This is a genomic window from Streptomyces violens (genome assembly GCF_000717745.1).
Taxonomy (GTDB): Bacteria; Actinomycetota; Actinomycetes; order Streptomycetales; family Streptomycetaceae; genus Streptomyces; species Streptomyces violens.
Genome location: NZ_JOBH01000001.1, coordinates 652,339 through 666,122, shown reverse-complemented (window position 1 = coordinate 666,122; position 13,784 = coordinate 652,339). Strand labels below are relative to the sequence as shown.

The 13,784-nt window shown below is 70.8% G+C and carries 14 protein-coding genes; 7 read left to right on the top strand and 7 right to left on the bottom strand.

Going from position 1 to position 13,784, the window contains the following annotated elements; all coding sequences use genetic code 11:
• Positions 1-104 precede the first annotated feature (104 nt).
• The 3 genes from IF04_RS0102955 (at position 105) to IF04_RS0102945 (ending at position 3,590) form a co-directional block, all read left to right on the top strand.
• Positions 105-1,880, top strand: a complete 1,776-nt coding sequence (locus IF04_RS0102955) for a DEAD/DEAH box helicase (RefSeq protein ID WP_030250321.1) — start codon at positions 105-107, stop codon at positions 1,878-1,880.
• A gap of 265 nt (positions 1,881-2,145) precedes the next feature.
• Complete coding sequence (locus IF04_RS0102950; protein ID WP_030250318.1) at positions 2,146-2,787, top strand: IclR family transcriptional regulator; 642 nt, start codon at positions 2,146-2,148, stop codon at positions 2,785-2,787.
• Positions 2,788-2,810: 23 nt separating this feature from the next.
• Positions 2,811-3,590, top strand: coding sequence for a YlbL family protein (locus tag IF04_RS0102945; RefSeq protein ID WP_030250315.1), 780 nt, complete (start codon positions 2,811-2,813; stop codon positions 3,588-3,590).
• 36 nt (positions 3,591-3,626) lie between these two features.
• Here IF04_RS0102945 and IF04_RS0102940 read toward each other — a convergent pair whose 3' ends face one another.
• The 5 genes from IF04_RS0102940 to IF04_RS0102920 are packed head-to-tail and all read right to left on the bottom strand — an operon-like array spanning position 3,627 to position 7,870.
• Complete coding sequence (locus tag IF04_RS0102940) at positions 3,627-4,631, bottom strand: glycine betaine ABC transporter substrate-binding protein (protein WP_030250313.1); 1,005 nt, start codon at positions 4,629-4,631, stop codon at positions 3,627-3,629.
• Positions 4,631-5,506, bottom strand: a complete 876-nt coding sequence (locus IF04_RS0102935; protein WP_030250310.1) for an ABC transporter permease — start codon at positions 5,504-5,506, stop codon at positions 4,631-4,633. The genes IF04_RS0102940 and IF04_RS0102935 overlap by 1 nt, the downstream gene beginning before the upstream one ends.
• Positions 5,503-6,747 (bottom strand): ABC transporter ATP-binding protein, encoded by a 1,245-nt coding sequence (locus tag IF04_RS0102930; protein WP_030250308.1) that lies wholly within the window; start codon positions 6,745-6,747, stop codon positions 5,503-5,505. Before IF04_RS0102930 ends, IF04_RS0102935 begins: the two co-directional genes overlap by 4 nt.
• Positions 6,740-7,387 (bottom strand): ABC transporter permease, encoded by a 648-nt coding sequence (locus IF04_RS0102925; protein WP_030250305.1) that lies wholly within the window; start codon positions 7,385-7,387, stop codon positions 6,740-6,742. Before IF04_RS0102925 ends, IF04_RS0102930 begins: the two co-directional genes overlap by 8 nt.
• Positions 7,388-7,402: 15 nt before the next feature.
• Positions 7,403-7,870 (bottom strand): Lrp/AsnC family transcriptional regulator, encoded by a 468-nt coding sequence (locus IF04_RS0102920; protein ID WP_030250303.1) that lies wholly within the window; start codon positions 7,868-7,870, stop codon positions 7,403-7,405.
• A gap of 122 nt (positions 7,871-7,992) precedes the next feature.
• Here IF04_RS0102920 and hppD point away from each other — a divergent pair, with 122 nt between their 5' ends.
• The 4 genes from hppD to IF04_RS0102900 all read left to right on the top strand — a co-directional run bounded on the left by hppD (position 7,993) and on the right by IF04_RS0102900 (position 12,521).
• Positions 7,993-9,138: a 4-hydroxyphenylpyruvate dioxygenase gene (gene hppD / locus IF04_RS0102915; protein WP_030250301.1), complete on the top strand. Its 1,146-nt coding sequence runs from the start codon at positions 7,993-7,995 to the stop codon at positions 9,136-9,138.
• Positions 9,139-9,251: 113 nt separating this feature from the next.
• Positions 9,252-10,616: an FAD-binding oxidoreductase gene (locus tag IF04_RS0102910; RefSeq protein WP_030250298.1), complete on the top strand. Its 1,365-nt coding sequence runs from the start codon at positions 9,252-9,254 to the stop codon at positions 10,614-10,616.
• Between the two features lie 47 nt (positions 10,617-10,663).
• Positions 10,664-10,951, top strand: a complete 288-nt coding sequence (locus IF04_RS0102905; protein WP_030250296.1) for a ribosomal protein L7/L12 — start codon at positions 10,664-10,666, stop codon at positions 10,949-10,951.
• A 124-nt stretch (positions 10,952-11,075) separates the two neighbouring features.
• A complete protein-coding gene (locus tag IF04_RS0102900) occupies positions 11,076-12,521 on the top strand; it encodes a dihydrolipoyl dehydrogenase family protein (RefSeq protein WP_030250292.1) in 1,446 nt (481 codons plus the stop codon).
• A 138-nt stretch (positions 12,522-12,659) separates the two neighbouring features.
• On the opposite strand, the gene IF04_RS0102895 is transcribed toward IF04_RS0102900, so the two are convergent.
• Entirely contained in the window at positions 12,660-13,010 is a 351-nt protein-coding gene (locus IF04_RS0102895; protein ID WP_030250289.1) for a tetratricopeptide repeat protein, read from the bottom strand.
• Positions 13,011-13,074: 64 nt separating this feature from the next.
• Positions 13,075-13,551, bottom strand: coding sequence for an SsgA family sporulation/cell division regulator (locus IF04_RS0102890; protein WP_030250286.1), 477 nt, complete (start codon positions 13,549-13,551; stop codon positions 13,075-13,077).
• Positions 13,552-13,784 lie beyond the last annotated feature (233 nt).

The following is a 13,784-nucleotide window of genomic DNA, read 5'->3' as shown; positions in this document are numbered from 1 at the left end:
CGCCCGGCCGGAATTCCGCGACGGGCGAGACGGCACGGGTACGCTGACGCGGTTGCCGATCGCCGAGCCAGCCGACGGAGACCGTGAGTACTACCACCAGCGCCATGAACAACCAGCACCTGTCCCCGGCCTTCCCGGGACGGGCCCCCTGGGGTACCGCGAACAAGCTGCGCGCCTGGCAGCAGGGCGCGATGGACAAGTACATCGAGACCCAGCCGCGGGACTTCCTCGCGGTCGCGACCCCCGGCGCGGGCAAGACGACCTTCGCGCTCACCCTCGCCTCGTGGCTGCTGCACCACCACGTCGTGCAGCAGGTGACCGTGGTGGCGCCCACCGAGCACCTGAAGAAGCAGTGGGCGGAGGCGGCCGCCCGGCTGGGCATCAAGCTGGACCCCGAGTACAGCGCCGGGCCGCTGAGCCGCGAGTACCACGGCGTGGCCGTGACGTACGCGGGCGTGGGCGTCCGGCCGATGCTGCACCGCAACCGCGTCGAGCAGCGCAAGACGCTGGTGATTCTCGATGAGATTCACCATGCCGGTGACTCCCGGTCGTGGGGCGAGGCATGTCAGGAGGCGTTCGAGCCGGCGACGCGGCGGCTCGCGCTGACCGGTACGCCCTTCCGGTCGGACACCAACCCGATCCCCTTCGTGACGTACGAGGAGGGGAACGACGGCATCCGGCGCAGCTCGGCGGATTACACCTACGGCTACGGGAACGCGCTGGCCGACGGCGTCGTCCGCCCCGTCATCTTCATGTCCTACAGCGGCAACATGCGCTGGCGGACCAAGGCCGGTGACGAGATCGCGGCGCGGCTGGGCGAGCCGATGACCAAGGACGCCGTCTCGCAGGCGTGGCGCACCGCGCTGGACCCGCGCGGCGAGTGGATGCCGAACGTGCTGCGCGCGGCGGACCAGCGGCTGACGGAGGTACGGAAGTCCATCCCGGACGCGGGCGCGCTCGTGATCGCTTCCGACCAGGAGCAGGCGCGGGCGTACGCGAAGCTGATCCGGGAGATAACGGGGAACAAGGCGACGCTGGTCCTCTCCGACGACACCGGCGCCTCGAAGCGCATTGATGACTTCTCGCACTCCGACGACCGGTGGATGGTCGCGGTGCGGATGGTGTCGGAGGGCGTCGACGTGCCGCGGCTGGCGGTCGGCGTGTACGCCACGACGATCTCCACGCCGCTGTTCTTCGCGCAGGCCGTGGGCCGTTTCGTACGGTCGCGGCGGCGCGGCGAGACGGCCTCGGTGTTCCTGCCGACCGTGCCCATGCTGCTCGGCTTCGCGAACGAGATGGAGGTCGAGCGCGATCACGTGCTCGATAAGCCGAAGAAGGACAGCGAGGAAGACCCGTACGCCGAGTCCGAGAAGGAGATGGACGAGGCGAACAAGGAGCAGGACGAGGACACCGGCGAGCAGGAGCAGTTCTCCTTCGAGGCGCTGGAGTCCGACGCGGTCTTCGACCGGGTGCTGTACAACAGCGCCGAGTTCGGCATGCAGGCGCACGCGGGGAGTGAAGAGGAGCAGGACTACCTCGGCATCCCCGGGCTGCTGGAGCCGGACCAGGTGCAGATGCTGCTGCAGAAGCGGCAGGCCCGGCAGATCGCGCACAGCAAGAAGCGGCCCGCCGAGGAGGCGGACCTGCTGGAGCTGCCCGCCGAGCGGCGCCCCGTGGTCACCCACAAGGAGCTGCTGGAGCTGCGGAAGCAGCTCAACACGCTGGTCAGCGCGTACGTGCACCAGAGCGGCAAGCCGCACGGGGTGATCCACAACGAGCTGCGCCGGGTGTGCGGCGGACCGCCGAGCGCGGAGGCCACCGCCGGGCAGATCCGGGAGCGGATCAAGAAGGTCCAGGAGTGGGCCACGCGGATGCGGTGACGGCCGGCGCGGGGCGCCCCGAGCCCGGGATCGAGGCGCCCCCACGGCGGGATCAATCGGGATAGAGCGGTCAGCTGAGACCGGATTCTGGACGGACTCTTCCGCTGACCGGACTGGATCGCTACTGTCCCCGTCACGAACACGCCCCGTGGCAGTGCCGCCGCGGAGCGCAGCCGGTGCCGAACCGGCGGCCTCGTCAGCGCTGCCGTGGGACCGGCAGCGCGACCTCCCCCTAGAGCCGCCACTCACCCGAGGAGGGGGCGTCGTGACCGCGGAGACCTCCCAGACGCTGGACCGAGGGCTGCGTGTCCTCAAGCTGCTCGCCGATACCGATCACGGCCTGACCGTCACCGAGCTCTCCAACAAGCTCGGCGTCAACAGGACCGTCGTCTACCGGCTGCTGGCCACCCTGGAGCAGCATGCGCTGGTCCGCCGCGACATCGGTGGCCGCGCCAGGGTGGGGCTGGGCGTACTGCGCCTGGGCCGCCAGGTGCACCCCCTGGTCCGCGAGGCCGCGCTGCCCGCGCTGCGCTCGCTGGCCGAGGATCTCGGTGCCACGGCCCACCTCACGCTCGTCGACGGTATGGAAGCGCTGGCCGTCGCCGTCGTCGAGCCGACCTGGACGGACTACCACGTGGCGTACCGGGCCGGGTTCCGGCACCCGCTGGACCGCGGGGCCGCGGGCCGCGCCATCCTGGCCGCCCGGCAGGGCTGCACGGAGGGCGACGGGCTCGCGCTGACCCACGGCGAGCTGGAGGCCGGCGCGAGCGGCGCCGCGGCGCCGCTGCTCGGGGTGAGCGGCATCGAGGGCAGCGTCGGCGTGGTACTCCTCGCCGACGTCGTACCGGAGCGGGTCGGCGCCCGCGTCGTGGAGGCGGCCAAGGAGGTGGCGGAGGCACTGCGGTGACGGTGGTCATCTAGGGTGGCGGGGTGTCTTCTCGCGCCCGCGCCCTGGCGGTCTGCTCCGCCCTCGTCATCGCGCTCCTCGCCGTCGCCGCCTTCGTGCCGCTGCCGTTCTCGATCGCCTATCCGGGGCCGGCCGCGAACGTGCTCGGCAAGCACAAGGGCGAACCGGTCATCACCGTGCACGGCGCCAAGGCCCGGAAGACCAGCGGCGAGCTGCGGATGACGGCCATCGTCGCCACCGGCCCCCAGGTCTCGGCGCACGTCACGGACGTGCTCAAGGGCTGGTTCCGCCGCGACGAGGCCGTGATGCCGCGCGACGCGGTCTACCCGGTCGGCGACAGCACCGAAGAGGTCGCGAAGCACAACGCCGCGCAGATGAAGCAGTCGCAGGACGCGGCGGTGGACGCGGCCCTGCGCTATCTGCACCGCTCCCCGAAGGACGTACAGGTCGACCTGAAGCTGGCGGACGTGGGCGGCCCGAGCGCGGGCCTGATGTTCACGCTGGGGATCATCGACACGATCGACGGGGACGGCGCGGGCCACGACCTGACCGGCGGCCGGTCCATCGCCGGTACCGGCACGATCACCGCCGACGGCAAGGTCGGCCCGGTCGGTGGCGTGGCGCTGAAGACACAGGCCGCGCACCGCGAGGGCGCGAAGTACTTCCTCGTGCCGCGCGCCGAGTGCTCCGACGCCCGCGCCAACCTCGCGAAGGACATGCGGCTGATCCCGGTCACCACGCTGACCGGCGCGGTGGACGCGCTGAAGGCGCTGAACTCCGGCGGCAAGGTGCCCGGCTGCTGACAGCGCGGCGCCGGGCACCTCGTACCGTCACAGCTCTCAGCCCGTCCCCTCCTTGATGAAGCCCTCCTGCACCAGCCAGTCCTTCGCGACCTCGTGCGGGTCCTCGCCGGCCACGTCGACCTTGCCGTTGAGCCGCTGTGCCGTCTTGTTGTTCAGTGCCTTGGTGATCGGCGCGAGCACGTCCGCGATGGCCGGGTACTTCTTCATCGTCGGCGCGTACATCTGCGGCGCCGCGTTGTAGTTCGGGAAGAAGTGCTTGTCGTCCGCGAGCGTCTTCAGGCCCATCGCCTCGATGCGCCCGTCGGTCGTGTAGACCTCGCCGAAGGTGCAGGTGCCGCCCTTCTTGACCTGGGTGTAGATGACCCCGGCCGACATCCGCTTGACGTTCCCGGACGGGATCTTCAGGCCGTACTTCTTGACCATGCCGGGCAGGCCGTCGTTACGGGTCGCGAACTCGTTCTCCACGCACAGCGTGACCGCGTCCGGGTTCCGCTTCAGCAGCCCGGCCAGGTCCGAGAGGGTCGAGACGCCGTACTTCTTCTGGTCGGACGGCTGCAGCGCCAGCGCGTAGGTGTTGTTCAGCTCCGAGTACGGCAGCCAGACCAGGTTCTTCTTCTTGTCGGCGGCCTTGACCGCCTCCCACTGCTTGCGCTCGTCGGGGATGGGCTCGGTGTTGCCGAGGTAGGTGATCCAGCTCGTGCCCGTGTACTCGTAACTGCCGTCGGCCGTGCCGGAGGTCACCGCCTCGCGGGCGCCGATCGAGCCCTGGATGTTGGTCTTGTCCACGACCGTGGCGCCCGCCGCCTTCAGGGCCAGCCCCATGATCTGGCCGAGCACGATCTGCTCGGTGAACTCCTTCGAGGTCACGGTCAGTTGCGCGCCCTTCAGCGGCTGCCCCTGATAGCCCGCGTCCTTGCCGGGCTTGACCTCGTCCGTCATCGGGCTGCCGCTGACCAGGCCGCAGCCGCCCAGCGCGAGCGTCGCGAGGAGCGCCCCGGCCGCCGCGAGGGCGGTGCTCCGGTACGTACGCCGGTTCCCCATCAGGTCGTCCCCTCCAGGCCGCGCGGCCGCAGCAGCACTTCGACGAGCGATGCCAGCCAGTCGACCAGCAGGGCCAGCGCAATGGTCAGTACGGAACCCAGGACGAGCACCGGCATGCGCTGGGTGACGATGCCGGCCGAGATCAGGTCGCCCAGGCCCCCGCCGCCGCCGAACGTGGCGAGGGTGGCGGTGCCGACGTTCAGTACCAGCGCGTTGCGGATGCCCGCCAGGATCAGCGGTACCGCCAGCGGCAGTTCGACCTTGGTGAGCACGCCCAGCGGCGACATGCCGACGCCCCGCGCCGCCTCGGTGAGGGTGGGATCGATGGCCTGCAGCCCGGCGATGGTGTTGGCCAGTACGGGCAGCACGGCATAGATGATCATGCCGATGATCGCGGCCTTGGGACCGACGCCGAGCCAGATGACCAGCAGCACCAGCAGGCCGAGGGCCGGGATGGCCTGGCCCAGGTTGGCCAGCCCCATCGCCGCGGGGGTCGCCTTGCGCAGCTTCGCCCGGGTCAGCGCGATGCCCAGCGGGATGGCGATGATCAGTACGAAGAAGGTGGAGACCGCGGTCAGCCAGATGTGCTGGCGCAGCGCCAGCCACACCTTTCCGTCGTCGACGGCCTGGTGGGCGATGGAGTCCAGGTGCGCGCCGCGGAACCACAGCCAGGTGGCGAGCAGCGCGGCGAGCAGGACGAACGGCAGGAACGTGGCCTTCTGCCAGGTGATCCGGCGCCGCTCCTGTGCGGGCGGCGCCGGCGGCTCCTCCTCGCGCTCGCCGCCGCGCACCTCGTCCCGGAAGGCCAGCCCCATGACCTCGTGCTCGCCCGGCGGCCGGGTGTCCCGCGGGGTCCGCTCCTCGCGGGGGCTCATGCCGAGGCCCCGTGGGCGCTGTCGGTGCCCTCCTGCTCCCGGTGGGTCTGGTGGGCGCGCTGTTCCTCCAGCTCGTGCCGGTGCTCGATGGCGTCCAGCCGGTCGGCGTCCAGCAGCTCGTGGACGTTGTTCATCAGCGTCTCCATGTCGACGACGCCGGTGTACTCGCCGCGCCGCCCGGTGACCGCGACCCGGCCGGTGTTGTCGGTGAGTACCGCCTCCAGCGCGTCCCGCAGCGTGGCGTCCCGGGTGACCGTGTCGTGCACCAGCGTGCCGGCCCGGGCGAGCGAGCCCTTGGCCAGCGTGAGGTCGCCGCGGCGCAGCCACTTGTACGGCCGGTTGTGCCGGTCCAGCAGCAGCAGTTCGTTGCTGGCGCCGTCGCGCAGCTTGTCGAAGATGGACTGCAGCGGGTCCTCGATGGTGGCGGTGGGGAAGTCGACGATCTCCACGTCGCGGACGCGGGTGAGGTTCAGCCGCTTCAGGGCCGCGCCCGCGCCCACGAAGCCGGACACGAAGTCGTCGGTGGGGTTGGTGAGGATGGCCTCGGGGGTGTCGAACTGGGCGATGTGCGAGCGCTCGCGCAGTACGGCGATCCGGTCGCCGAGCTTGATGGCCTCGTCGAAGTCGTGGGTGACGAAGACGATCGTCTTGTGCAGCTCGTGCTGGAGCCGGATCAGCTCGTCCTGGAGGTGGTCGCGGGTGATCGGGTCGACCGCGCCGAACGGCTCGTCCATCAGGAGTACGGGCGGGTCGGCGGCGAGCGCGCGGGCGACGCCGACGCGCTGCTGCTGGCCGCCGGAGAGCTGGCGCGGGTAGCGGCCGTGGAACTCGCGGGGGTCCAGGCCGACCAGGTCCAGCATCTCCTCGACCCGGTTCTTGATCTTCGCCCGGGACCAGCCGACCATCTTCGGCACCAGCGCGATGTTCTGGGCGACCGTCATGTGCGGGAAGAGGCCGGAGGACTGGATGGCGTAGCCGACCTTGCGGCGCAGCCGGACCGGGTCCATGTCGGTGACGTCCTCGTCGCCGATTCTGATGCGGCCCGAGGTGGGCTCGATCAGCCGGTTGATCATCTTCAGGGTGGTGGACTTGCCGCACCCGGACGGCCCGACGAGGATCACGATCTCGCCGGCCTTGATGTCCATGGTGACGTCGTCCACCGCCGGGACCGCACTGCCCGGATAGCGCTTGGTGAGGTCTTCCAGCTGGATGGCGGCGCCCGTTGTGGTCTGCTCAGGCACGGATCCCCCTCGGGATGGTCAGGCGTCCGATGAGGACGTAAGCGGCGTCGAAGAGGAGCGCGAGTACCACGATGCCGAGGGTCCCCGCGAGGACCTGGTTCAGCGCGTTGGCGCTGCCCAGGGAGGCGATGCCGCGGAAGATCTCGTTGCCGAGGCCGGGGCCGGAGGCGAACGCGGCGATCGCGGCGATGCCCATCAGCATCTGGGTGGCGACCCGGATGCCGGTCAGGATGGGCGGCCAGGCGAGCGGCAGTTCGACCTTGAACAGCCGGGCGGCCCGGGACATGCCGATGCCCTTCGCCGCGTCGACCAGCGTGGGGTCCACCCCGCGCAGGCCGACGACGGCGTTACGGACGATCGGCAGCAGCCCGTACAGGGTGAGGGCGACGACCGTGGGCGCGACGCCCAGGCCGACGATCGGGATGAGCAGGCCGATCATGGCCAGCGAGGGGATGGTCAGGATCGTGGCGGTCGCGGTGGTGGCGAGGTTGCCCACCCACTCGCTGCGGTAGGTGAGGACGCCGATGAGCACCCCGATGAGGGTGGCGAGGACCATGCACTGGAACACCGCGCTGGCGTGCTGATATGTGTCGATCAGCAGCTGGGTGTGCCGGCCGGCGACGTACTCCCAGAAGCTCACTCGGCGTCTCCTCGGTCAGTCCCCCGACGCCTGTTGCACCAGGGGGATGATGCGCAGCCGTACCGGATTTTCCATGACAATCGCGGTCGAGGCGCGCATGATGCCATCAAAGCCGACAACCCGGTCGATGACACGTTGCAGATCGGCGTTGGAACGTGCAACCAATCTGCAGAGCATGTCCCCATGTCCAGTCGTTGTATGCAGCTCAAGGACCTCAGGGACGGTTGCCAAATGATTACGAACGTCCGCCCCTTGGCCCTGTTTGATCTCCAAGGTGGCAAAAGCGGTCACCGGATAGCCCAGCGCCGCCGGATCCACGTCGGGCCCGAAGCCGCGAATCACTCCACTGGACTGAAGACGGTCCAGCCGCGCCTGCACCGTGCCGCGCGCGACGCCGAGCCGGCGGGACGCCTCCAGTACGCCGATCCGCGGCTCCTCCGCGAGGAGCTGGATCAGCCGGCCGTCCAGATGATCGATCGCCATAGGGCCCCTTCCGGTGGTCATGCTGTACAGATCGCCCGAGAGTACTGGCCGGTCGCTGATCAATATGCGCAGACGAAACGCAAACTGTTGCGCACCTTGTGGTTCGGAGGGAATCTGCCGCCATGACTGAGACCATCGATCATTCACCCGGTACGGCAGCGCAGGCGGACCCCTTCCCGGTGAAGGGGATGGACGCCGTCGTCTTCGCCGTCGGCAACGCCAAGCAGGCCGCGCACTACTACTCCACGGCCTTCGGCATGAAGCGCGTCGCGTACTCAGGGCCGGAGAACGGCAGCCGCGAGACCGCCTCCTACGTCCTGGAGTCCGGCGGCGCCCGCTTCGTCTTCACCTCCGTCATCAAGCCCTCGACCGAGTGGGGCCGCTTCCTCGCCGACCACGTCGCCGCGCACGGTGACGGCGTGATCGACCTGGCCATCGAGGTCCCCGACGCCCGCGCCGCGTACGCCTACGCGGTCGAGCACGGCGCGCGCGGCATCGAGGAGCCGTACGAGGCCAAGGACGAGCACGGCACGGTCGTGCGCGCGGTCATCGCGACGTACGGCAAGACCCGGCACACCCTGGTCGAGCGGTCCGGCTACGACGGCCCGTACCTGCCGGGCTTCGTCGCGGCCGACCCGATCGTCGAGCCCCCGGCGAAACGGTTCTTCCAGGCCATCGACCACTGCGTCGGCAACGTCGAACTCGGCAGGATGAACGAGTGGGTGGCCTTCTACAACAAGGTCATGGGCTTCACGAACATGAAGGAGTTCGTCGGCGACGACATCGCCACCGAGTACTCCGCGCTGATGTCCAAGGTCGTCGCGGACGGCACCCGCAAGGTCAAGTTCCCGATCAACGAGCCCGCGATCGCGAAGAAGAAGTCGCAGATCGACGAGTACCTGGAGTTCTACGGCGGCGCCGGCGTCCAGCACATCGCGCTCGCCACCAACGACATCGTCGCCACGGTCCGGGCGATGCGCGCCGCCGGCGTGGAGTTCCTGAACACCCCCGACTCGTACTACGACACCCTCGGCGACTGGGCGGGCGAGACCCGCGTCCCCGTGGAGACGCTGCGCGAGCTGAAGATCCTCGTCGACCGTGACGAGGACGGGTACCTGCTGCAGATCTTCACCAAGCCGGTCCAGGACCGCCCGACCGTCTTCTTCGAGATGATCGAGCGGCACGGCTCGATGGGCTTCGGCAAGGGCAACTTCAAGGCCCTCTTCGAGGCGATCGAGCGCGAGCAGGAGAAGCGCGGGAACCTGTGACCGCACGCCGCCGGGCCCGGACGTCCTCCGGGCCCGGAACGGCCCCCGGAATCCCGGCGTAAACCCTCCTCCGCGATCTTCCGTGTAGGCCGCACGGATGCCAAGGTGGCGCCATGGACCTCATCGCACAACTGCGCGCCGGACTCCCCGAAGAGGCCGTCCTCACCGACCCTGACGTCACCGGCTCCTACGCCAACGACATGGCCAGCTTCTGCGAAGCGGGCACCCCCGCCGTCGTCGTCCTGCCGCGCACCGTCGAGCAGGTCCAGCACGTCATGCGCACCGCCACCGCGCTGCGCGTACCCGTCGTCCCGCAGGGCTCCCGCACCGGCCTGTCCGGCGCCGCCAACGCCTCCGACGGCTGCATCGTCCTCTCGCTCACCAAGATGGACCGCATCCTGGAGATCAACCCCGTCGACCGGATCGCGGTCGTCGAGCCCGGCGTCATCAACGCCACCCTCTCCCGGGCCGTGAACGAACACGGGCTGTACTACCCGCCGGACCCCTCCAGCTGGGAGATGTGCTCCATCGGCGGCAACATCGGCACCGCGTCCGGCGGCCTGTGCTGCGTGAAGTACGGCGTCACCGCCGAGTACGTGCTCGGCCTGGACGTCGTGCTCGCGGACGGCCGGCTGCTGCAGACCGGCCGGCGCACCGCCAAGGGCGTGGCCGGCTACGACCTCACCCGGCTCTTCGTCGGCTCCGAGGGCAGCCTCGGCGTCGTCGTGCGCGCCGTCCTCGGACTGCGGCCCGAGCCGCCGCAGCAGCTCGCGCTGGCGGCGGAGTTCCCCTCCACGGACGCCGCGTGCGCGGCCGTCTGCGAGATCATGGCCCGCGGCCACGCCCCCTCGCTGCTGGAGCTGATGGACCGTACGAGCATCCGCGCGGTCAACGCGATGGCCAACATGGGTCTGCCGGACTCCACCGAGGCGCTGCTGCTCGCGGCCTTCGACAGCCCGGACCCGTCCGCCGACCTGGCCGCCGTCGGCGCGCTGTGCGAGGCCGCGGGCGCCACCGAGGTCGTCCCCGCCGAGACCGCCGCCGAGTCCGACCTGCTGCTCCAGGCCCGCCGGCTCACCCTCACCGCCCTCGAAGCGGTGAAGACGGCCACCATGATCGACGATGTCTGCGTGCCCCGCTCCCGCCTCGCCGACCTGCTCAACGGCTGTGCCGCCATCGCCGAGAAGTACGACCTGACCATCGGCGTCTGCGCGCACGCGGGCGACGGCAACACCCACCCCACCGTCTGCTTCGACGCGGCCGACCCCGACGAGTCCCGGCGGGCCCGCGAGTCCTTCGACGAGATCATGGGGCTCGGCCTGGAGCTGGGCGGCACGATCACCGGCGAACACGGCGTGGGCATACTGAAGAAGGACTGGCTGGCCCGCGAACTGGGTCCGGTCTCGCTGGAATTGCACCGCGGCATCAAGCAGGTCTTCGACCCGCTCGGGCTGTTGAACCCCGGAAAGGTCTTCTGAGCAGGGGAGTTGGGGCCGTTGTCAGTGGCAGCCCGTACAGTCCTGCCATGGACAACGCATTGACGTCGGCGACGCTGGTCATCGTCGTGCTTCTGCTGCTCGGCAGCTTCTCCGACAGCCGCACCAAGCGCCTGGAACGGCGCCTGCGGGAGACCGAGCGCCGCCTGGACCTCCTCCTGGCGCACCACGGCATCGCCGACGACCGCCCCGAGCTGGCCGAGGTCGACGACCTGCTCCGCCGTGACCGCAAGATCGAGGCGATCAAGCGGTACAGGCAGCTGACGGGCGCCGGGCTGGCCGAGGCCAAGGAAGCGGTGGAGGCGCGAATACGCTGACCGGCCGGTCGCCCTGTGGCCCCGGCGGGCCCGCGGGCGGAGGATGGGCCCGACGACCGTCCATCGCCGGAAACACCGCCGGAAACACCGCAGGAACAGCCCGACGCAGGGAGCGAGAGCGCCGATGGCACAGACCGCAGAACCCGCAGCGAAGAGCAGGGAGTACGACGTCGTGGTGCTGGGCGCGGGCCCGGTCGGGGAGAACGTCGCCGACCGCGCGCACGCCCTCGGCCTGAGCGCCGTCATCGTGGAGAACGAGCTGGTCGGCGGCGAATGCTCGTACTGGGCGTGCATGCCGTCCAAGGCGCTGCTGCGGCCGGTCACCGCCCGCGCCGACGCCCGCCGGGTGCCCGGCCTGCAGGACGCCGTGGCCGGGCCGCTCGACGCCCGCGCCGTCTTCGCCCACCGCGACGCCTTCACCTCAAACTGGAAGGACGACGGCCAGGTCGAATGGCTGGACTCGGCGGGCATCGACCTCGTGCGCGGCCGGGGCCGGCTGGCCGGGCCCAAGCGGGTGATCGTCGACGACGGCACCGAACTCACCGCCCGGCACGCCGTCGCGGTCTGTACGGGCAGCCGCGCGGCGCTCCCCGGTCTGCCGGGCCTGGACACCGCCAAGCCCTGGACCAGCCGCGAGGCGACCAGCGCGCAGTCGGTGCCGGAGCGGCTCGCGGTGGTCGGCGGCGGCGTGGTCGCCGTGGAGATGGCCACCGCCTTCCAGGCGCTGGGCTCCCGGATCACGATGCTCGTACGGGGCTCCGGCCTGCTGGAGCGGATGGAGGCGTTCGCCGGTGAGCTGGTGGCCGAGGCCCTGAAGGAGGGCGGCGCCGACATCCGTACGGGCACCTCCGTCGAGGAGGTGCACCGCCCCGACCCGGACGGCCCGGTCACCCTCACCGTCAGCGGCGGCGAGCGGATCGAGGCGGACGAGGTGCTCTTCGCCACGGGACGCGCGCCGCGCACCGACGATCTCGGGCTGGAGACGGTGGGCCTGGAGCCGGGGAGCTGGCTGGAGGTGGACGAGAGCTGCCGGGTGACGGCGGTCGACGGCGGCTGGCTGTACGCGGTCGGGGACGTGAACCACCGTGCCCTCCTCACCCATCAGGGCAAGTACCAGGCCCGCATCGCGGGCGCGGCCATCGCGGCGCGCGCCCAGGGCGTACCCCTCCTGGAGACCGACCCGTGGGGCGCGCACGCCGCGACCGCCGACACCGCCGCCGTCCCGCAGGTGGTCTTCACCGACCCCGAGGCGGCCTCGGTCGGGCTGACCGCGGAGGAGGCCGAGCGCGCGGGCCGCCGCGTCCGCAGCGTCGACGTCGACCTGGGCGGCGTGGCGGGCGCGAGCCTGTACGCGGACGGGTACCGCGGCCGCGCCCGGATGGTCGTCGACCTGGACCGCGAGGTGCTGCTCGGCGCCACCTTCGTCGGCCCGGGCATCGGCGAACTGCTGCACTCCGCGACGGTCGCGGTGGCCGGCGAGGTCCCCGTCTCCCGCCTCTGGCACGCCGTCCCCGCCTACCCGACGATCAGCGAGGTGTGGCTGCGACTGCTGGAGACGTACCGGGGCTGACAGAGCCCGTTCCGGCCGAGGGGAAGCATGCGCCCGCAGGGCGCTGCTTCAGGGGCGCGGGGAACTGCGCGAGCAACCACGACGGCGCCGCGCGCGGGGCACCATCGTCGCTCCGACGGCGGGGGCGTCACCCGCCGGTCAGACGGCGTCCGGGTCGCCGCCCGTCATCGCCGCGGCGATCCGCAGGTAAGGCGCGGCCTCGGCCTCGCGGCCCTGCCGCTGGAGCGTGCGCCCGAGCATCAGCTGGGCGTAGCTCTCGACGGGGTCGCGTTCCAGGACCGCGCGCAGCTCCGCCTCCGCGCGCCAGAGCCGCGCGGAGTGGTAGTAGGCACGGGCGAGGAGCAGCCGCGGCGCGACGAGCTCGGGCACCTCGTCGACGAGGCCCTCGAGGATGTGCGCCGCGGTCGTGTAGTCCTTGGCGTCGAAGAAGAGGCCCGCACGGTCCCAGCGCTCGGCGGGGGAGCCGTGCGTGTAGTAGGTCTCGGTCATGGTGTCGGCAACGCGCCGAAGTGGTTGAACATTCCACTACGCCACCGGGGCGGCTCCGCACGTACTACGCGCCGCTCTCCGGCGACTCGTCCGACGGCCACGGGTCGCGCAGCCACAGCTCGTCGCGCGCGGCCGGCGCCAGCAGCTCGCTCAGCCCTTTGTCGATCCCGAGGTGGTCCTCCTCGGTGCCCGGCGGCACCAGCCGCAGCGTGCGCTCCAGCCACGCCGAGACCGCGGTGGCCGGCGCCTCCAGCAGCGCGTCACCGTCCGGCGAGCTCAGCGCCATGCAGACCAGGCTGCGGCCGTCGAGCTTGGTCGGCCACACCCGCACGTCACCGTGGCCGCACGGCCGGAAGACGCCCTCCACGAGCAACTCGCGGGCGAACGTCCAGTTGACGGGGGAATCGGAGCCGATGTGGAAGGCGACGTGGACGGCATAGGGGTCGTCGGTGCGGTAGGTCAGCCGGGCCGGCACCGCGACGCTGCGCTCCGGCGACAGCACCAGACCCAGTTCCAGCTCTCGTTCCACCACGGTGTGCATGAGTCACGCCTCTCTACGTTCCGGTGCGGGCACCCCGTGAACACCGCCCGCACAGGGATAGAGGCCGTAGCTCCCGGACCATTACGCGACTTCGTACAACTTTTTTCAAAACCCCCTTCCGAGGGGTCCGGCGCCCGGACATACCCGGCGATCACCCCCCGTCTGATAGATGTGGTCGCTGCGTTGCGGCAGACTGCACTAGCTCCACCATCGTCAGCCCCTCCACGGCCTGA